At 43.8% G+C, this 19,663-nt stretch carries 14 protein-coding genes, 1 tRNA gene and 1 pseudogene; 5 read left to right on the top strand and 11 right to left on the bottom strand.

Annotated elements, in window-relative coordinates:
• Positions 1-2,489, top strand: a 2,489-nt coding sequence (locus F6K52_RS14950; RefSeq protein WP_293078864.1) for a tetratricopeptide repeat protein, incomplete at its 5' end; no start/stop codon positions are given.
• 340 nt (positions 2,490-2,829) lie between these two features.
• On the opposite strand, the gene F6K52_RS14945 is transcribed toward F6K52_RS14950, so the two are convergent.
• Positions 2,830-4,050, bottom strand: coding sequence for a transposase (locus F6K52_RS14945; protein ID WP_293078862.1), 1,221 nt, complete (start codon positions 4,048-4,050; stop codon positions 2,830-2,832).
• Between the two features lie 346 nt (positions 4,051-4,396).
• On the opposite strand from F6K52_RS14945, the gene F6K52_RS14940 reads away from it, so the two are divergent.
• Positions 4,397-4,525 carry a hypothetical protein gene (locus F6K52_RS14940; protein ID WP_293078860.1) on the top strand — a complete coding sequence of 43 codons (129 nt, stop codon included), beginning with the start codon at positions 4,397-4,399 and terminating at the stop codon, positions 4,523-4,525.
• A 281-nt stretch (positions 4,526-4,806) separates the two neighbouring features.
• On the opposite strand, the gene F6K52_RS14935 is transcribed toward F6K52_RS14940, so the two are convergent.
• Both F6K52_RS14935 and F6K52_RS14930 read right to left on the bottom strand, forming a co-directional pair.
• A complete protein-coding gene (locus F6K52_RS14935; protein WP_293078858.1) occupies positions 4,807-6,459 on the bottom strand; it encodes an AarF/ABC1/UbiB kinase family protein in 1,653 nt (550 codons plus the stop codon).
• Between the two features lie 18 nt (positions 6,460-6,477).
• Positions 6,478-6,603 carry a hypothetical protein gene (locus F6K52_RS14930; RefSeq protein WP_293078855.1) on the bottom strand — a complete coding sequence of 42 codons (126 nt, stop codon included), beginning with the start codon at positions 6,601-6,603 and terminating at the stop codon, positions 6,478-6,480.
• Positions 6,604-6,713: 110 nt separating this feature from the next.
• Here F6K52_RS14930 and F6K52_RS14925 point away from each other — a divergent pair.
• Positions 6,714-6,786: transfer RNA gene (locus F6K52_RS14925), tRNA-Phe, on the top strand.
• Positions 6,787-6,986: 200 nt separating this feature from the next.
• Here the strand turns inward: F6K52_RS14925 and F6K52_RS14920 are convergent.
• The 5 genes from F6K52_RS14920 to F6K52_RS14900 all read right to left on the bottom strand — a co-directional run bounded on the left by F6K52_RS14920 (position 6,987) and on the right by F6K52_RS14900 (position 11,901).
• A complete protein-coding gene (locus F6K52_RS14920) occupies positions 6,987-7,499 on the bottom strand; it encodes a hypothetical protein (RefSeq protein ID WP_293078853.1) in 513 nt (170 codons plus the stop codon).
• A gap of 58 nt (positions 7,500-7,557) precedes the next feature.
• A complete protein-coding gene (locus tag F6K52_RS14915) occupies positions 7,558-7,884 on the bottom strand; it encodes a DUF433 domain-containing protein (RefSeq protein ID WP_293078851.1) in 327 nt (108 codons plus the stop codon).
• Between the two features lie 282 nt (positions 7,885-8,166).
• Positions 8,167-10,776 (bottom strand): bifunctional aconitate hydratase 2/2-methylisocitrate dehydratase, encoded by a 2,610-nt coding sequence (gene acnB / locus F6K52_RS14910; protein ID WP_293078849.1) that lies wholly within the window; start codon positions 10,774-10,776, stop codon positions 8,167-8,169.
• A 262-nt stretch (positions 10,777-11,038) separates the two neighbouring features.
• A complete protein-coding gene (locus tag F6K52_RS14905) occupies positions 11,039-11,464 on the bottom strand; it encodes a DUF4278 domain-containing protein (RefSeq protein ID WP_293078848.1) in 426 nt (141 codons plus the stop codon).
• 254 nt (positions 11,465-11,718) lie between these two features.
• Positions 11,719-11,901 carry a DUF4278 domain-containing protein gene (locus F6K52_RS14900; protein ID WP_070392931.1) on the bottom strand — a complete coding sequence of 61 codons (183 nt, stop codon included), beginning with the start codon at positions 11,899-11,901 and terminating at the stop codon, positions 11,719-11,721.
• 805 nt (positions 11,902-12,706) lie between these two features.
• Between F6K52_RS14900 and F6K52_RS14895 the strand changes: the two genes are divergently transcribed.
• Positions 12,707-15,277, top strand: coding sequence for a HEAT repeat domain-containing protein (locus F6K52_RS14895; RefSeq protein WP_293078846.1), 2,571 nt, complete (start codon positions 12,707-12,709; stop codon positions 15,275-15,277).
• Positions 15,278-15,320: 43 nt separating this feature from the next.
• Here F6K52_RS14895 and F6K52_RS14890 read toward each other — a convergent pair whose 3' ends face one another.
• The 3 genes from F6K52_RS14890 to sufR all read right to left on the bottom strand — a co-directional run bounded on the left by F6K52_RS14890 (position 15,321) and on the right by sufR (position 18,510).
• Positions 15,321-16,286 (bottom strand): hypothetical protein, encoded by a 966-nt coding sequence (locus F6K52_RS14890; protein WP_293078844.1) that lies wholly within the window; start codon positions 16,284-16,286, stop codon positions 15,321-15,323.
• 1,064 nt (positions 16,287-17,350) lie between these two features.
• Positions 17,351-17,608: a hypothetical protein gene (locus tag F6K52_RS14885; protein WP_293078842.1), complete on the bottom strand. Its 258-nt coding sequence runs from the start codon at positions 17,606-17,608 to the stop codon at positions 17,351-17,353.
• 236 nt (positions 17,609-17,844) lie between these two features.
• Complete coding sequence (sufR, locus tag F6K52_RS14880) at positions 17,845-18,510, bottom strand: iron-sulfur cluster biosynthesis transcriptional regulator SufR (RefSeq protein WP_293078840.1); 666 nt, start codon at positions 18,508-18,510, stop codon at positions 17,845-17,847.
• A 391-nt stretch (positions 18,511-18,901) separates the two neighbouring features.
• On the opposite strand from sufR, the pseudogene F6K52_RS14875 reads away from it, so the two are divergent.
• Positions 18,902-19,576 (top strand): annotated as a pseudogene (locus F6K52_RS14875) (Fe-S cluster assembly protein SufB); the annotation flags it as partial.
• Between the last annotated feature and the right edge of the window lie 87 nt (positions 19,577-19,663).

Here is a 19,663-nt window from a genome sequence, read left to right as displayed (position 1 = left end):
ATCAAACCAGTGCTGACCCTGGTATTAAGGGCGTTATTCCTGTCCCGATGGATGTTGACCATATTTCTATCTGCAAAGTAGAGGATAAAAAGAATCGAATCTACCGTCAGGTAAAGCGGTTTATCAATCAGAATTTAACAACTCCTCTGGCACCGATTGAACCGAAAGTAGCAGTTAATCCCGATAGTAATCCTGATAGTAAACAGGAACAGGCAAAAAAAAAAGTTGATGATGGACTAGGTTTAAAAGCCATTCCCCAAAATCTCCCCCACACCCATGTTTCCAAATTCGTTGGACGCGAACCTGAACTGGAAACTCTACACCAGCGGCTACAGCAGGCAGAACGGGTGGTAATTTCTGCTATTTCTGGCATGGGTGGTATCGGTAAAACTGAATTAGCCCTGCAATATGCCCTCAACTATTACCGGGATTATCTGGGTGGGGTTTGCTGGCTGCAGGCGCGGGATGTGGATTTAGGGACTCAAATTGTAGAGTTTGCCCAGCTCGAAATGAACTTGGAAGTGCCTCAGGAAAAAGCAGGAAAACCTCTTACTCCCGAACAAAAGGCTCAATGGTGCTGGGACAATTGGCAGCCATCGGATAATTTTGTGCTGGTGATTTTGGATGATGTTACTGAATATGATAAAGTTAAACCCTATCTGCCTCCAAATCAGCCCCGTTTTAAAATAATTATTACTACCAGGAAGCAGTCGTTAGCAGAGTCATTTGATCTGTTAGCCCTGGAAGTACTTTCGGAAAAGGCGGCCTTGGAGTTATTGGAATCCCTAATCGGAACAGAAAGACTAAACCGGCAGTGGTCGGAAGCCAAAAAACTCTGCAAATGGTTGGGATATCTGCCCCTAGGTTTGGAATTGGTAGGGCGAGATTTAAAAATATTTAAAAAGGATTTATCCCTGGCAGATATGCAGCAGCGGTTGGAAAAAAAGCATCTGGAACAGGAATCGCTAACAGAAGCAGCTGCTACTATGACAGCACAAAAGGGAGTAGCAGCAGCCTTTGAGTTGAGTTGGCTTGAACTGGATGAACAAGCCCAGGAGTTGGGTTGTCTGCTGAGTTTGTTTGCTTTGGCTCCCATTCCCTGGTATTTGGTGGAAAATTGTTTGCCTGACCAAGACTCAGAGGATTTAGAAGATATTAGAGATTACAGTCTGTTGGAACTGAATTTACTTGGGCGCAAGGGTCAGGGAATCTACCAGCTGCACGAGTTGATTCGAGAGTTCCTACGAGACAAAATGGAACGTTACGATGGGGCTGATCAACTCAAGCAGGGATTTGCTCAGGCAATGGTGGCCGTAGCAGATAAAATTCCTTTTGAACCGGCACAAAAGGATATAGATGCAAATACTCCCGCCATCCCTCACCTGACAGAAGCTGCGACAGTACTCTCAGACTGGCTCAGGGATGAAGATTTATACCAACCTTTCCAGGGTCTGGGTTGGTTTTACCAAGGTCAAGGGGCTTATGAGGAGGCATTACCCTGGTTAGAGCAATGCAAAGAGCTCACCCGCAATCGTTTAGGCAGCGAACACCCAGCTGTCGCCACCTCTCTCAACAATCTGGCATTACTCTACTATAGGCAGGGAAGGTACTGCGAGGCTGAACCTCTTTTTGTCCAAGCCTTGGAGATGAGGAAAAAACTTTTAGGTACTCAACACCCAGATTTCGCCATGTCCCTCAACAATCTGGCATTAGTCTACCATGAGCAGGGACGGTACTGCGAGGCCGAACCTCTTTTTGTCCAAGCCTTGGAGATAAATAAAAAACTTTTAGGTAAAGGAAACCCATCTGTCAGCATCTTCCTCAACAATCTGGCTAATCTCTACTTTGATCAGGGAAGGTACTGCGAGGCCGAACCTCTTTTTGTCCAAACCTTGGAGATGGACAAAAAATTCTTAGGTCAAGAACACCCAGAGGTCGCTATCTGCCTCAGCAATTTGGCATATGTATACACTAATCAGGGACGGTACTCTGAAGCCGAACCTCTTTTTGTCCAAGCCTTGGAGATGAGGAAAAAACTTTTAGGTACTCAACACCCACATGTCGCACAATCTCTCAACATTCTGGCATCACTCTACTTTTATCAGGGACGGTACGGTGAAGCTGAACCTCTTTTTGTCAAAGCCTTGGAGATGAAGAAAAAATTTTTAGGTACTCAACACCCATCTGTCGCTCTTTCCCTTCACAATCTGGCATCACTCTACAGGGATCAGGGACGTTACTCGGAGGGAGAACCTCTTTTTGTCCAAGCCTTGGAGATGACGAAAAAACTATACGGTAAAGAACACCCATATGTCGCTATCTCCCTTCACGGTCTGGGAAAACTCTACAATAATCAGGGACGTTACTCGGAGGCAGAACCTCTGTTTGTCCAAGCCTTGGAGATTTTTGAACGAAAGTTAGGGTCAAATCATCCCAGGACTATCGCTTGCCGCGAGAATTTTCAAAGATTGCGGGATGAGCTTACCTAGTGCCTCGATGGAATTATATCATGTTTGGTTGAATACTTTAAATATTAGGGAATAGCGGATGTGGGAACAGGGAACAGGGGATGAAGAGAGAGATTACTCAGGGGAAGAGTTATCCTTTCTAATGGTTTCCAAAACTATGCTTCTACCTTTCAAGGACTAGAGTTATAGCCTAGATCAAGTTAATTTTTATGCTAGACTATAGAGGTTTAATCACCAGTATTGCAGTCAGTTTTTTATGATGACAAAAGTAGAACAGATTCAAGCGGAAATTGAGGCTCTCTCTAAGGAAGATTTCGTGCGATTGAGAGAGTGGTTTGGTGACATACTCCCACACTGACTTTTACAAGTTCAGTGTGGGCTTCTTTCCAACTCCACCTACTGGTTCGGATACTCGGAAAGCTTTACTACCGACGGGATGCCCCACCGCCAAATTTAATATATTAATTGCCGCGTTCACATCCCTATCTACTTTATATCCACAATGTGGACAAGAATGAATGCGATCTTTTAGTTTCTTAGGTACTTTTGTCCCACAACTGGAACAGTTTTGACTGGTATTTTTTGGATTTACTGCCTTCGTGATCAAACCAGCATTTTCGGCTTTGCTTGATAGAATTGACAGAAATTGACCCCAACCAGCGTCAAAAATCGATTTAGCCATCTTAGTTCTGGCCAAACCTTTGATATTTAACTTTTCGTGAGCAATTAGATCATGACTATCTAGTAAACCCTTCGCAGTTTTAAAATGAAAATCTTTTCGAGTGTCAGCAACCTTTTTGTGAGCTTTCCCTAATTTAGTGACAACTTTTTTTCTATTGTTACTACCTTTTTTAGATCTGCTGACAGTTTTTTGGATCCTCTTTAGTCGTTTTTGAGCTTTCCGATAATACTGGGGGATAGGAACCTCTGTTCCATCGGACTTGATCAAAAATGATTTGAGACCCATGTCTATCCCAATAGGGTTTGATACTTGTTCTATGGGAATCACACTAGGAACAATATCATCCTGTAGCGACAAGGTCACATAATACCCATCGGCTTTACGTGTGACTGTAGCAGTTTTGATTTTAAAACCGTCTGGAATAGGTCGATGATAAACCATTTTGACCCATCCAAACTTAGGTAGATTCAACTTTTTTCCTTGGATAGGATTTTTCGAGAAAGCGGAAAAAGTTAAGGATTTGTACCTGTTCTTGCCTTTAAATCTAGGTCTACCGCTCTTCTTCCCATTACAATCGCCTTTCAGGTACCTTTTAAATGCCAGGTCTACCCTTTTAACGCAATCTTGTAAGACATTAGCATGGATAGTTTTGTACCAGTGCCTATCTTTCTTTAACTGAGGCAAAGTTCTCTTTTGAGAAAAGTAATCAGGGTTGTTTCTTAACTCTGGTAAGTGGCAGATCAAAGGGCAAGAGTTGATAGAACAGCGATTTTGCTCATACCAGTTAAATCTGTCAGCCAATAGATAGTTGTATTGGTGTCGCAGCATATCAAGCCATCTTTCTATTTCTGCTTCCTGTGATTTTGATAGCCTTAACCGATATTGATACGCTGTTCTCATTGTTGTCAATTCCTGTTTTTCGACCTATTATTAATATAGCAGTCGTGGCGACAAACATCAACCCGTAATGAAAAGTAAAAAGCTTGTAGTTAGAGTTACCGAATTTGAAAAAAAGCAGTTACAGGAAGAGGCCGACAGAAGAGGAATGACTTACTCAGAATTGCTCAGAAGTTTTATAGCTCGTCTCCCACTCCCGTGCATACTCTGTGCAAAATTCCTCCCTGGAGACGAAACCTTAGATAGTGGAGCTTTATTACAAAAGATTTAACCCTTTTGCCCATAACCGACTAACCATAAAAGCTCCACTATCTTATGGTAACTTTAAGCACTCATACTACGTATTGAGATGTGGGGCTCCTTTTGCCGGAAAGCTGAAAAAGACTGGTTACTATGGGATAAACAGCTTGAAGCTGATATCGCCGATGGGAAGTTAGATGTCAGCTGTCAGCCGTCAGCTGTCAGCCGTCAGCCATAGTCAAAAAAAATAGCAATTAAAGTAGGGTGGGCAAAGTAATCTAATCATTAATACTCAAAACAACCAAACGGTTTTTGCCCACCCGACAAGCTTGCGTGTACAAAAAAATAGCAATTAAAGTAGGGTGGGCAAAGTAATCTAATCATTAATACTCAAAACAACCAAACGGTTTTTGCCCACCCGACAAGCTGTTCGCGTAGCGTGCGCGTAGCGCTTAAGCTGACCGCTGAATGCTCCCGATTCCCGATTCCCGATTCCCGATTCCCTACTCCCTGATCAAATCATCGTAACCTTCCCGAACGCAAGATACTAACAATCAGCCACAAGCCTAAAAAACTAGCAGCAGCAAACAGGATATTAGTAACCACCAACATCTGGGGAGTTTGGCTTCCTGAAGCCACAATTGCTGCACCCACAATCAGGGCACCGACTACAATACTGAAGGAGAGTCGATTAGCAGAATCATCGAGACTGAAACGTAGTTTGTCTAGCTCTGGGACGGTAATATTCCACTTCAGGGTTTCGGAACTGACCCGGTTTAAAAATAATTCGATTTGAGAAGGCGATCGCAATGACAGGCTTTTGAGATCTAAAATAGTTCTCAGAAGGGTTTGTAAGGGATCATCTCCCAGGAGTTGACGCCGAAACACTTCCGTAATCAGGGGTTTGATTTGGTCGAGCAGGTTAATTTCAGGATAAAACCCACGGGTAACCCCTTCCAAGTTAGCTAGGGTTTTGGCATATAAACCCATATTACCGGGTAAGCGGATTTTATTATTGCGCGAGACTTGCAGTATCTCATAAAACACTTCACTAAAGTTGATTTTGGAGAGGCTTCGGTTGTAATACTTGCGCAGCATACGGTCATAGTCATTTTCCAGGCCAGATAAATTGACCGACTCACCGGCTTCAGATAGTTGTAGGGTTAACTGAGCACATCGCTTGCCATCTAAATCTACAATTGCTAGGAGCATCTCCGTCAAAATCTGTTGGCTGCGGGGGTCTAAGCGTCCAATCATGCCACAGTCTAATAAAGCGACACGACCATCGCTCAGATAAAATATGTTTCCGGGATGGGGGTCAGCATGGAAGAAGCCATCGATATAAACCTGCTGGAAGAAAGCCCGAAATAACACGGTGGTAATTTCCCGTCGCTGGGTCTGGGGGTCTTTGCCCTGTTGAGTTTGTGATAATTGCGCCGATAGCAGAGGTGCCCCTTCCAGCCACTCAATGGTAAGTAGCTTTTGGCTGGTCAAATCCCAGTAAATCTTTGGTATCACTAATTGCTGGGAATCGAACCAGCGGCTATTAGATAGATTACTGCGTAGTTTATCGGTATAGTTAGCTTCTTGGGTAAAATCCAGTTCTGCTTCTAGGGCAGTCACAAATTCATCGGCTATGGCAACGATATCGTAAGTCTTACCAAATTCGGTCAGAGAGACTAACTCCGCTAAGCCTCTAATGATAGCAATATCTTGGGCAACGATCTGGTCAATCCCAGGACGTTGCACTTTCAGAGCCACGTCTTGACCATTTTTGAGGGTAGCCCGATGGACTTGACCAATGGAACCAGCAGCAATGGCTTGGGGATTGATGGTAGTAAAGGTTTCTGAGATTGGCTGTGCTAGTTCTTGCTGTAGCAGGGTTTCTATTTCACTCCAGGCTACTGGTGGTACATTGGCTTGCAAGTCAGTCAGGACTTCAACATAGGCTCCTGGTAATAGGTCGGGACGGGTAGACAGCAGTTGTCCTAACTTAACGTACACCGGACCTAAATCGATTAAGATGTTGCGGAGGACAGCAGGAGTGGGGAGTTGAGGTTCGTCATTATTTTTGTTGCCCGTTAGGAGTCCTCGCATGTAATCCCAACCGTTTCGGAAGACAACTTCTAGGATTTCTCGCTGGCGGGTACTGGTTTGAGTTAGGGAAAACATTGGCTGAGGGTGGTTGAGTCATTTGGTTATATAGTAGACTTCTGGCAAAGTAGGGAACAGGGAGCAGGGAGCAGGGAATAGGGAACAGGGAGCAGGGAATAGGGAATAGGGAACAGGGAATAGGGAATAGGGAACAGTAGACAAAAATTGAAGCTGGATCGCACAAAAAAAAATTTTTCTGATCTACTTGCCAATCCAGAGTAGGTTTGTTAGACTTAATAAGGCGTCAAAAAAGACAAGCCGAAAAAAAACAAGCCGGGATAGCTCAGCTGGTAGAGCAGAGGACTGAAAATCCTCGTGTCGGCGGTTCAAGTCCGCCTCCTGGCATATTCGATCAGCAGTCAGCTTTCAGCAATCAGCGGTCAGCTTATATTATTAATAAGCTGTTAGCACCTAAACTAGCGTGGCCTAAGGCCAATAGCTGATAACTGAATACTGTTCGCGTAGCTTGCGCGTAGCGCATTAGCTGATAGCTGATAGCTGAATACTGATAGCTGAATACTGATAACTGATAGCTTAAATACAGTTCAATCCCACCAATAGCAAACAACAACTGCATCCCGATCACGTTTAATATCGTCTCCCCATAATGCCCCTTCATATCGATATCTCAATCGGCGTTTAAGTCGGTAACTATACTCTTCATTTGTGCCATCAGTTACCTCTACCGAGTCAGCTCGCCATTTTTTCCCCAAATCGATTAGTTGGGAAACTGTGGTATCTTGATTTTCTGCAAGTATGTATAAGGTATCTGCTGGATAGGCCACAAAATGAATAATGCTGTTATCTGGCATTGGACGATAGTTTGCCATTGCCAGCAGGGTATCTAGCAAACCACCAAAACTTAAACCATTTTCATCTGGGGCAAAAACGGGTTTGGTAAACAGAAAGCTTGCCCATAAATCTGTATGCTTGGAAAGGTCAGTAATAACTTCTGGGCCATCAAACTGATTGAATCGGCGCTGCCACACTAAAGCAGCAAATAGTTCTTGGGGAGAATAGGATTCAGCAATGGATTGGATTTTATTTAAGTCAAGCATTTTTGTTATCAGGATTTTTACCTGGCCTAACTTCTTCTGTGTAAAAACGTGCCATCTACTAGGCTACATCATTGCGTTCAATGGCTATTTCAATTTCATCGGGGTGAGCTTTTGCGTATACCCAAGCATTGGCTAAATCAGCAGCTGTAATTGTTGGATAACTTTTTAAAAGGTCACCATCACTGTATCCAATACGACGAGCTTCTACAAGTAACCAGACGGGAATACGAGTATTGACAATGCAAGCTTCTCCCCCACAAACTCTAGGGTTTTTATCAATTCCTTGCCAATTGTTTGTGAGACTTTGAGCCAGTAACTGAATAACCTGCACTTTTTCACTAGGGCTAAGGGCAAGAAGTTGTTGCTCTAAGTCTTTAAGTAACACGGAGGGAAATCCTTTGCTATGACTATTATCTTAGTGTAATTGATATAGTAAGCTATCAGCGGTCAGCGGTCAGCGGTCAGCGGTCAGCAATCAGCATATATTATTCAGAAGCACCTCAAGTAGCCTGGCCACAGCCTTTTGGCTGATAGCTGTTCGCGTAGCGTGCGCGTAGCGCTTAAGCTCATAGCTGATAGCTGTTCGCGTAGCGTGCGCGTAGCGCTTAAGCTCATATAAATAATCGGGTGAACCCAAGAGCTCACCCGAAAAATTAGCTAAACTAAACTACTTAATAGTTCCCGCTGGCATACCCAAAATATCTTCAATCTTGGGCATTTCTTCGATAGGAATCACTCGCCCTTCATCTTCAAATCCTGCGATTTGATCAAAGTTCAAATACTGATACAAATCATTAGCAAAGGGATTAATTTTCTCGGCTACAATTGACTGATACTCTTCAGGGCTGGGAATCCGACCTAACAAAGCACAAGCTGCTGCTAATTCAGCAGAACCCAAGTAGACTTGGGCACCTTTACCCATACGATTATTAAAATTACGAGTAGAGGTAGAGAATACCGTGGCTTTATCAGCAACCCGAGCTTGATTTCCCATGCACAGGGAACATCCAGGCATTTCAGTCCGGGCACCAGCTATGCCAAAGATACCGTAAACGCCTTCTTCTTTGAGTTGTTTCTCATCCATCCGGGTAGGGGGACAAATCCACAAGCGAGTGCTAACAGGGGGTTCCCCTTGTAGGACTTTGGCAGCGGCACGGTAGTGTCCAATATTGGTCATGCAAGACCCAATGAATACTTCATCGATGCGATCGCTTGCGACTTCAGACAACAATTTCACATTATCTGGGTCATTGGGAGCCGCTACAATTGGCTCAGTGATTTCATTCAAGTCAATCTCGATAATTTCAGCATACTCTGCATCTGGATCGGCTTCCATCAGTACGGGATTTGCCAACCATTCTTCCATCTTGGCCACTCGACGCATGATCGTACGGGCATCTTGATAGCCTCGCCCTACCATATTTTTCAGTAGCGCGATATTGGAACGCAAATACTCAGATACTGTTTCTACTCCTAGCTTAATGGTACAGCCAGCACAAGACCGTTCCGCAGTAGCGTCAGTAAGTTCAAAGGCTTGCTCAACTTTCAAATCGGGCAATCCTTCTATTTCCATAATCCGTCCCGAGAAGACATTTTTCTTATTCTTCTTCTCTACTGTCAGCAACCCTTTTTGAATAGCTACATAGGGAATAGCATTGACAATATCCCGCAAGGTTACCCCTGGCTGCAATTCACCTTTGAACCGCACTAACACAGATTCCGGCATATCTAAGGGCATGACTCCCAAAGCGGCACCAAAGGCCACTAATCCGGAACCAGCAGGGAAGGAAATGCCTAGGGGGAAACGGGTGTGAGAGTCTCCACCAGTGCCTACGGTATCAGGTAATAACATCCGGTTCAACCAAGAGTGAATAATGCCATCCCCAGGACGCAAGGCTACACCAGCACGAGAGGCAAAGAAGTCGGGCAATTTTTTATGGACTTTGACATCAACGGGCTTGGGATAAGCAGCAGTATGGCAGAAGCTTTGCATGACTAGGTCGGCACTGAAACCAAGACAAGCTAGTTCTTTCAATTCATCCCGAGTCATTGGTCCTGTGGTATCCTGGGAACCAACTGTAGTCATGATCGGTTCGCAAGAGCTACCTGGACGAACACCCGGTAAGCCACAGGCTTTACCGACCATCTTCTGGGCTAAGGTGAAGCCTTTGCCGGTATCTTCTGGGATGGTTGGACGGGTAAACAGGGGACTCGGTTCTAATTCCAAGGCTTCCCGGGTTTTATCCGTAAGCGATCGCCCAATCAGTAACGGAATCCGTCCACCAGCACGGACTTCATCGAGGATGGTATCAGGTTTGAGGGTAAAGGTGGAAATGACTTCCCCAGCTTGGTTAGTGATTTCACCTTTGTAGGGATGGATGGTAATCACATCACCTGTTTCCATTGTTGAAACATCGCACTCAATGGGCAATGCACCAGAATCTTCAGCCGTATTGAAGAAGATCGGGGCAATTTTGCTACCTAAGATATATCCCCCAGCCCGTTTATTGGGAACATAGGGGATATCTTCACCAATATGCCAAAGTAAGGAATTAATTGCCGATTTCCGGGATGAACCAGTACCAACAACATCCCCAACATAAGCCACAGGATACCCGTTTTGTTTTAATTTAGCAATAGTTTCTAAAGCCGACTCTATCCGAGATTCCAACATGGCCAAGGCATGTAAGGGAATATCTGGGCGAGTGGTGGCGTGAGTGGCGGGGGATAAGTCATCGGTATTGGTTTCTCCGGGTACCTTAAATACAGTTAAAGTAACTGCTTCGGGGAGTTTGGGACGCTGGATGAACCACGCAGCATTGGCCCAAGCATCGATGACTTGCTTGGCATAGGGATTGACATCGGAAATTTCTATAACATCATTGAACGCATCAAAGACAAGTAATGTGTTACTTAGGGCAGTAGCAGCTGAAGCTGCTAAGGTGGTGTCATTAGACTGGAGTAACTCAACTAGGGATTGGACATTGTAGCCTCCGACCATAGTACCCAATAGGTCTACAGCACCCTGGGGGGAAATTAGAGGACTAGTGAGTTCTGCTTTTGCGATCGCAGTTAAAAACCCAGCTTTGACATAAGCTGCTTCATCCACTCCAGGGGGAATGCGATCGCGTAACATAGCCATTAATGCTTCTTCTTCCCCAGCTGGTGGATTTTGCAGCAGTTCACAAAGTTGGGATGTTTCCTCAGCACTTAGGGGTAGGGGAGGAATGCCTTGAGCTCCCCGTTCAGCGACGTGTTCACGATAAGATTTCAGCATGATAGATTAGCCCGTGCGCTATTTGATGTATGACAATTTTGACAAAATATTGCCCTCCCAGAGTGTGGCAAGTCATCAAAGCATTAAAAATCAAAGCATCAAAAAAGCGATCGCTATGGATCGCCCTGTCAGATGTTAGAGATTCGTGAATATGTGACAAAGTATCAATAAGGTTTGATAAATCTATATCGCAATGGCTAGGGTTAGCGAGAATCCAAAACTAGCTCGCCACCAGACCTGTGGGAGTATCTGGGTTAAGTGACTAGATAGGTTGCATCTGCCTTGACTCCTCTTCTAGAAGCCGCACCAGATTCTGATCACCTTTAGCTTTAGCTACCTGTAGACGATGTTCCAAAGTTTGGCGCATAGTAGCCAGATGCGCTTTTCTGCTCTCATTCAAGACTTTTTGCAGCTGGTGGCGAGCAATCGATGTCTTTGCAGCTACAGTAGAAATCGGTTTAGCCACTGGTTGAGAATTAGTTATATCACAATTAGTTACAGTTGCATTACCAGTGCAGTAAGAAACACCACGCCATTTCAGATGATTTACTGGTGGCGGTTCAGGCATATGTCTGGGATAGTGAAATCTCCAATTTTGAGCCCGATAAGTGCCACCAATTTCACCCTCTCTCACTTCTAGTAGAGAGGGTTCAGCGTCGTAACTTACACCACGATACCTAAGTTTCATATCTATTACCCCTCCGATTGACAAATAATAATATCAGACCACTTTTTTCAATAGTCTTGATTGCTTTAAATAATGTTGAGTACTGAAATATTGAGTACTGAAATATTGATTACTAGAATGCTGAGTACCGAAATGCTGAGTACTAAAATCTTTACTATTGAGTAATATGTGATCAATGTTTACTCAGCCCTGAGGTCCTTACGCACCAAGCACCCAGCACTTTTTGACTCAAACAAAACTAGTTATAGTAATAGCTACCCTCTTTTATAGCTAACACCACGATAGGTCATGTTAGCCGATGATTTACGCCAAGGATTATGCTTAATCCGGTGAACTTTCCAGCTATGACCCCGGTAAGTTCCACCAATTTCCCCTTCAGATACTTCTAGGGTAGATGGTTCACTTTGATAACTGACACCTCGGTAAGAAAGTTTCATGGTTGGAATACCTCCAATTCGATTGCTTAATGGAATTGCTTAATAAGATTGCTTAATGGAATTGCTTAATAAGTTGCTTGGCCAGAAATTGCTTAATAAGTTGCTTGGCCAGGTGAGGAAATCTGTCTAAGGCTTCGGCAAGCCTGCCCTAAGTATTACTTTCTTGGGTTCTCTACGGCTTATCTACTTCAGGACATCTGAGTGAAGAGCCACTGATCCGACAGAGACCTCAATGCTTATTTAATTCCAATTTTTAATTCTGTATCTATTTTGACACTTTTTTCTGAAAAAGTCAAATGTTAAGAAAAAAAACAGAATTAGATCCTGTGCTGTGCTTAAGGTTATACACTCTAGGCTCTAAGCTCTAGATTTTAGGTATGAGGCTCTAAACATCTAGACTAAGGGGGTTTTGACAAAGTTTGCGCTCGTCTTCCGCGCACCAAAGAAGGCTTCAACTACGCCTCTTTTCCCTAATACTCAAAAATTAACACCTGAGAATTAATACCTAAGAAATAATACTTAAAACTTAATATTTCTAAAACTTAATAGTTAAAACTGTAAGGATATGCGCTACGCGCACGCGTGCGCGATCAGCTAAAGGCTGACTGCTGATCGCTGATCGCTGAATACTTACCTAAAACTTAATATCTAAAACTTAATACTTAGGCACTCCGGACTGGATATCAGGGAGTGGGGAATCCTCACGAGTACCCTTAGGGGTACTTTTATAGCCCCTCAGAGAAATAAAACTGGATTTGTGAAGAGATTGCTTGTATCTATACTCACGAAACCTTGGAGAACTGCTATGATCAGGTGCATCAAACAACCCACTTCCTCAGTGCTCAAGGTCTTTTTACTGGGCTGCTCATTGCTACTGCTGCCCTGTAGTCCTGCCTTAGCTCAAGGGTGTACTCAACTAGAGATTAAGACTAATATCGCCAAATTCAACGATATAGACAACACAACCGCTAAACAAGCTATAGTCCAATGTGGTTCAAAATCTGTCTATTTACTGATTCAAGCCCTGAAGACGGATAAATCTGCTGCAGTTCGGGAGGGAGCTGCGTTTGCTCTGTGGAGTATGGGAGAGGAAGCGGATGAAGCTGTCCCTTGGTTAATTAAAGCCCTAAGGAACGATGACTCGGCGGCAGTTCGAGCCAAAGCTGCTTCTGCTCTAGGATTGATGGGAGAAGCATCTTATCACGCTATCCCTGATCTAATTCATGCACTTAAGGATAAATCTGCTGAAGTTCGTGCCAATGGTGCTTATGCCCTAGGGAACTTGGGAACGAAAACCAATGAGGCTGTACCTCAGCTGATTGAAGTCTTGAAGAAGGATCAATCTGCTGAGGTTCGTACTAACGCTGCTTATGCCCTAGGGAATAAAAAAGAAGCAGCCAAGTCAGCTGTACCTTACCTGATTGAAGCGCTAAAGGATCAAACATTCTCGGTTCGCAGGACTAGCGTCAATGCCCTAGAGCAGATTGCCGAGAAAAGTAAAGATGTTGCTCCTCAGCTTATTGAGCAACTCAAAAACGATAAATCTATTCTGATCCGGATTTACGCTACCGAGGTACTAGGGGAAATTGGAGAGGCAGCTAAGGATGCTCTGCCTCTATTAATTGAGTTGCTTGAGGATAACTCAGTCTATGTTCGCTATTATGCCGCCTCTGCTCTAGGAAAGATGGGAACGGAAGGGGTTAAGGCTGTCCCTGTCCTAATAGATGTATTTTTCAAAGATGAATCTACCGATGTTCGCTATTCCGCCCTCTCTGCCGTTGTCGAAATTGCTTCTAAGGTTGGAAAACAGAGGAAGCAGCTCACCAAAGTGCAATTGGAACAATGCATACTGCAATTTGAAACAGTGGTCAAAATGCTAGAGCAAGACACGGAGAAAATTTTCCAGGATAGATGGATCGAAACCGTTCGTGGTGGTCTTTATGATCTCCAGCAAGAACAGGACTCTCGTAGTTACCATAAAATTCTTAGGGAAGGGGTGATTATCTGGCTAACTCATATGCTATTTTGGTTCGGGCTGATACTGCTTTATCCCAAATCCCCCCAAGTCCAAGCTATCTTCTTTTGGAATCCCTGGGTGCGGAGGTTTTTTGGACTGGGGTATGTGGGTATAGCCCTAACTTGGATTCCTTTTCTACGCTCCAAGTTATTTGCCCCCTTCCAGGAATCCTTGCTGTCAGATGCGGATTTAGAAAACTTTGATGAACAAGCTTACTTTCCTGATTTGGAAGTCCAGTGCAAGGGAAAAAGTATCATCCAACCCATTCAAGAAGCAATACCAGATCTGGAATTACCCATTGTCCTGGAAGGGGAATCAGGATTAGGGAAATCCATGTTTCTACGCAACTTAGTGAAATCATCTAAGCGAATCATCGTCTATTTACCTGCTGAGAAATGCGCTAATGGCGTGATCGAAGCGATTCAAGCAAAACTTCATGGATTCGCCCAAGACTCTGGTTACTTGCGAGACCTGATTTACAGTGATGCCCTTGATATCTGTATTGATGGACTCAATGAAGTCACTCCAGACACACGAGCGATGATTACCACTTTTGTGGAAAGTTACTTCAAGGGGAATATTATCATCGGGACCCAATCCATGGAGTGCCATACTCCTTCCTCCGCTACGACCTATGTACTGCAACCATTAAAACCTAAGCAGATTAAGGAATTTTTACTATCCCGCTATAAGATTATGCCCCCAGATGCTCCCGTCTCGGGTATAAAGTACAAACAAGCCTGCGAAAAGTATATTGAAACCGTTTTATATGAGTACCAATCAGAAGAAGAACGGAAAGCTGTGCGTCGGATGCTGTCTAACCCCATGGACCTGACCATAGTGGCTCAGATGATAGCCTATGGGCAGAAACCAGACTTGCTGAATTTGCAGCAACAGCAGTATCAATATATGGCTGAGGAGTATGAACAACTCTATCTGAAGAAATTTCCCCTAGAGGCATTTGCTGAAGCAGTTTACCAGATGCGCTTGCAAGACCAGGTAGCTATACCAGCTGACAAATGGTTTGAAGAACTGATTTGCATGGAACGCCACAAAATGGTAATTTGTCGTATATTTGTTGACCATACAGGCAATGATCGAAAAGAATGGTACTTCCGCCACGACAAAATCCAAGACTTTTTCATCGTGCAGACGTTCCTAGGTGAGGGAAAAGATTTGCCAAACAAGCATATCAGTGACCCTAGATTTCGCGGTGTGTACTTCCTCTTGGCAACTCTACTGCCGTGGAATGCTGCTTGGCACTTGCGGGAAACCTTAATTCAATACGCAGCGAATACTAAAGACCATACAGTTAGTGATACTTTTGTTCAACTGTTGTTGTCCCGACAAGCAGCATGATCTGTATGATCTGTTGTTCGCGTAGCGTGGCCAAAGGCCAAGGTTAAGGGTTCTGATAAAAGCCAAGTACTCTCTCGACATAGTCAGCAGTTGGGCCACTGTTGCAACCAGAGGGTTCTCCTGTCATCCACCAACAGGCGGTACGGCGAACAGCCATCATTTCATTGTTGCCAGTATCTCTCAATTCAATATCTAGTTCCCGTCTGATGATACAAGCGACAACACTGCGTGCTGTGGTCGGGTCCGCTTCAAATTGTGCAGGGGTCATGGCCTGTCCTGCACATTGGGATGTCCAGCTCGGGATAATAGCTGGTAAAACTTGCCAGTCGCTGTACATGCCATCATTCGGGCGATTCGGTGGTGCCGAAAGCCGCAGTGCTTCTACAAGAGCATTGACTTGCGGATCTTGAGTGTTGACTTGCGGATCTTGAGTGTTGACTTGCGGATCTTGAGCGTTGACTTGCGGATCCTCTACTTGTGGGAATACTGGTATTTGTGGGAATACTGGTGTGGAGCTCTGGGGCTGCTGATCAAAGCCCATTTGATAAAAGCCAAGTACTCTCTTAACATAGTCAGCAGTTGGGCCACTGTTGCAGCCAGAGGGTTGTCCTGTCATCCACCAACAGGCGGCACGGCGAACAGCCATCATTTCATTGTTGCCAGTATCTCTAAATTCAATCTCTAGTTCGCGTCTGATGATGCAAGCCACAACACTGCGTGCTGTGGTCGGGTCCGCTTCAAATTGTGCAGGTGTCATTACCTGTTCTGCACATTGGGATGTCCAGCTAGGGATAATGGCAGGTTTTACTTGCCACTGGCTGTACATGCCATCATTCGGGCGATTCGGTGGTGCCGAAAGCCGCAGTGCGTCTACAAGAGCGTTGACTTGCTCATCCTCTACCTGTGCTGATACTGGTATTGCCCACAACCCCACACTCACTATTATTCCGGTTAAGAGCAGATTTTGAAATTTATTGATTACTTTATTGATTACATATAAAGTGATCATTTTCAGATTGATTTTATATCTAAAATTAACTATCTAAAATTAACTGAATTACCATGCCATTGATCCCGACAGTGATCAGTAAACGATGAACGATGAATGATTAATAATGAATAGCCCCATCCTAGGAGTTAGGGGCTTGTACTGCAAAAACGATTAATACAAGACTATGTGTCTATAGCGTTTTTATATGGGTTGTAAACACAAGTGTTGCGGTAATTGCCTTGCCTAAACTAGGCAAAAGGCAATAGCAGAAAGAGATCCAGAGTTTTATTTAAAAATCAAAAAAGACTTCTTAGGTTTACATCTCATTTGTAAACGCTACATATATTATATGCTGATTATTCGTTCATCATTCCTAAGACATAGTTCCTGAGACTTAAGGAATTTTTGAGAATAATTCGATGATTATAGGGGCTGTGAACAATAGAGCAATATCTAAAATCGTGATGGCTGCAAAGCGTATTTGTTGAGTATTCATGATGCACCGTTTCCTTGAGTATTAACAGCTGACCTAAGAATGCTAGCGGTAACTTAAATCCATTTCATCGGTTTAGATCACGCAAGGCTGTGATTTAGAACAACGCCTTTATGTGATATTGATCACTAATTTTACCCAAAATCTTCTAAAGCGTCATTTATAAAGAAAATATTAAATTGCTGTAGGGCTGGTGATAGCGTAGAGCATTGGTAATTTTTTATTAGTGACAGGACGAAAATTAGCTGCAGAGGCACTATATTAAATAAGTGCGTTACAAATTATTAACGCACCCAAATGATTTAATATTTATTTTATAAATAAGCTCTAAATTACTGATTTTTGATCAGGTTTTGTTGGCGATTGTTTGTTAATACTACTATGCAGCAAACTATCAACAAACAACCGATTGTATCAAGTTCAGTTAATCACGTCCAAAATAATCCCTGGATAGTTGGTAATGAGTAATAGTTGATGGAGAATCGTAAACTACTAATTACCAATTACCAATTACCAATTACCAATTAATAACTAACAACTATCACTTACTAAGTATTATTCAAGGGGAGAATATTAGCTGTTTATCGGCTTACCACTTCAAAAATGCTGCCTCTAGCCCTTGTTCTCGCCGAATCTTACTATCCTTCTCAAACCAATCGATGATCTGCTGATGGGTCAACTCTTCCATGGGCACCCCAGTATCTTGTGAAATATGCTTCAACAGTCTGAGGGAGGAAATCGTTAAACGAGTTAAGAATTTCTCTGGGGAAGAGAGCAATGCTTGGTCTACATCAGCGGATTCTTCCGGAGTTAAGAATTGGATTGAGGATTGCTGGGAATCAGCCATAAGGGTTTTCAAGGATTACTATAGCAATTCTATGACTTGTGAGGTACAAATTTATGGTTTTTAGGGAGCAGGGAGCAGGGAGCAGGGAGCAGGGAGCAGGTAAAAGTAACCCACCCCTAACCCCTCCCAGGAGGGGAAGTGAGGGAAGAGGTAAAAAATAATGTGTACCTCATGAGTCCTAAAAACGCTATATATAATTTGTAAGCATATGCTTACAGGCTTATGTTATTGGCATGTTAGTTATTTACTGGCCCTGTGATTAAATAGCCGCACTGATGCTCTCCATTATTAAGCCAGTGAGTACGCTCCACTGTACAATCTGGCAATACGGCGGCAAACATTTCCAATTCATGACCACACACACTGGGGTAAGATTCGGCAACGTTGGAAATAGCACAATTGTATTCAGTTAAAATATACTGCTCCCTAACGCCATTATTTAAATTACCATTATCTGGGGTGTGCCACTCTGCCATATAACCTTCTAGTCTACGCAGTTCTACTAACTTGGCTACTCGCTCTCGCACTGTACCATTCCCGATACACTCCCGGTATTCTTGAGCTTTACGTTGCCATTGCTTTTGTAGAATCGTGCTGGTCTGTTCACGACCCAAGGTTTCTGTCATGGTATCGAGTAGGGAAACGGAAAACTCTCCGTAATGATGGGGAAAGCGATCGCGTCCTTGGGCAGAGAGGTGATAGATATGTTGAGGACGCCCCATACCACTTTGAACAGCTTTGTATTCAATTAGCCCTTCTGCCTCCAATTCTTTGAGATGACGTCGAATAGCTTGGGGGCTAACCCCTATGGCTGTGGCTAACTCCTGGGCTCTTGCTCGATCCTGTTTGAGGAGATATTGTAGGATGTCTCGCTTGGTGGAAGTTTGCTGAGTAGGCATCATGGGCTTCGGAGTTGGGAATGGGGTAACAGGGGAAGGGCACTCAGGCTTGCCTTTGGTGCTTGTCGGTACCGTTATTTCTATTTAATCTAAATTCCCTTGACTTTAACAACATGTTTGTTGTTAATATAACCTACAATAGAGTTAAACAACAAAAACGTTGTTTTAATCCACCCAGTAACCAGATCACATCCCGTGGGCATGAGGAAGCACTATATTATAGTTGTAACCGAAGAAAAAAGCAAGCCGCTGTCTTGATGCAGTCGCTAGCCGGAGTCTACAACCTCTAACCTTCCAAGCTGCCAACCTATTCTACGGGAAAGTCAAAGGCGAACAAACTATCACTGTGTTTGTAACTCCACTGAATCCTTAATGATAAGAGAGCACTAAATCAATGACTGCCACTGTCAAGACATTAGTCAACCAACCCTATAAGTACGGCTTTGTCACAGATATTGAAGCGGATACCATTCCTCGTGGACTAAATGAGGATATTATCCGTCTGATTTCGGCTAAGAAAAACGAACCCGAGTTCATGCTGGAGTTTCGCCTGAAGGCGTATCGACAATGGCAGAAAATGACCGAGCCAACCTGGCCCCATGTCACCTATCCTCCCATTGACTACCAAAAAATTATCTACTACTCAGCACCCAAACAGACGAAGGAAAAACTCAATAGCCTGGATGAAGTTGACCCAGCTTTACTGGAAACCTTTGATAAATTAGGCATTTCCCTATCTGAGCAAAAGCGGCTGGCTAATGTAGCAGTGGATGCCATCTTTGATAGTGTCTCGATCGCCACTACCTTCAAAGACAAGCTGGCTGAGTCGGGGGTAATTTTCTGTTCGATTTCGGAAGCGTTGCAAGAACACCCAGAGTTAGTGCGAAAATACCTGGGTAGTGTTGTTCCTGTGGCAGATAATTACTTTGCTGCTCTCAATTCTGCTGTTTTCAGTGATGGTTCCTTTGTCTATATTCCTAAAGGAGTCAAATGCCCGATGGAACTGTCCACCTATTTCCGGATTAATAATGGAGATACTGGACAGTTCGAGCGTACCCTAATTGTGGCGCCTCATGGGTGACGGGCTCCAACTTTGTGGTGGATGGCGGCTTCCTCGCGACCTAATGCTCGCAAGTACCGGATTTCCGGTATTTTT

The sequence above is a fragment of the Moorena sp. SIO3H5 genome, from assembly GCF_010692395.1.
Lineage (GTDB): Bacteria > Cyanobacteriota > Cyanobacteriia > Cyanobacteriales > Coleofasciculaceae > Moorena.
Note: the sequence above shows the minus strand (reverse complement) of the source record. Positions and strands in the feature narration are given on the sequence as shown.

What these genes read in the sequence shown, in the direction of transcription:
- sufR (WP_293078840.1), bottom strand. Translation starts at nt 18,510, where the DNA reads ATGATGCCTACTCAGCAAACTTCCACCAAGCGAGACATCCTACAATAT.
- F6K52_RS14890 (WP_293078844.1), bottom strand. Translation starts at nt 16,286, where the DNA reads ATGATCACTTTATATGTAATCAATAAAGTAATCAATAAATTTCAAAAT.
- F6K52_RS14940 (WP_293078860.1), top strand. Translation starts at nt 4,397, where the DNA reads ATGTGGGGCTCCTTTTGCCGGAAAGCTGAAAAAGACTGGTTACTATGG.
- F6K52_RS14935 (WP_293078858.1), bottom strand. Translation starts at nt 6,459, where the DNA reads ATGTTTTCCCTAACTCAAACCAGTACCCGCCAGCGAGAAATCCTAGAA.
- F6K52_RS14900 (WP_070392931.1), bottom strand. Translation starts at nt 11,901, where the DNA reads ATGAAACTTTCTTACCGAGGTGTCAGTTATCAAAGTGAACCATCTACC.
- F6K52_RS14905 (WP_293078848.1), bottom strand. Translation starts at nt 11,464, where the DNA reads ATGAAACTTAGGTATCGTGGTGTAAGTTACGACGCTGAACCCTCTCTA.
- acnB (WP_293078849.1), bottom strand. Translation starts at nt 10,776, where the DNA reads ATGCTGAAATCTTATCGTGAACACGTCGCTGAACGGGGAGCTCAAGGC.
- F6K52_RS14895 (WP_293078846.1), top strand. Translation starts at nt 12,707, where the DNA reads ATGATCAGGTGCATCAAACAACCCACTTCCTCAGTGCTCAAGGTCTTT.
- F6K52_RS14920 (WP_293078853.1), bottom strand. Translation starts at nt 7,499, where the DNA reads ATGCTTGACTTAAATAAAATCCAATCCATTGCTGAATCCTATTCTCCC.
- F6K52_RS14885 (WP_293078842.1), bottom strand. Translation starts at nt 17,608, where the DNA reads ATGGCTGATTCCCAGCAATCCTCAATCCAATTCTTAACTCCGGAAGAA.
- F6K52_RS14945 (WP_293078862.1), bottom strand. Translation starts at nt 4,050, where the DNA reads ATGAGAACAGCGTATCAATATCGGTTAAGGCTATCAAAATCACAGGAA.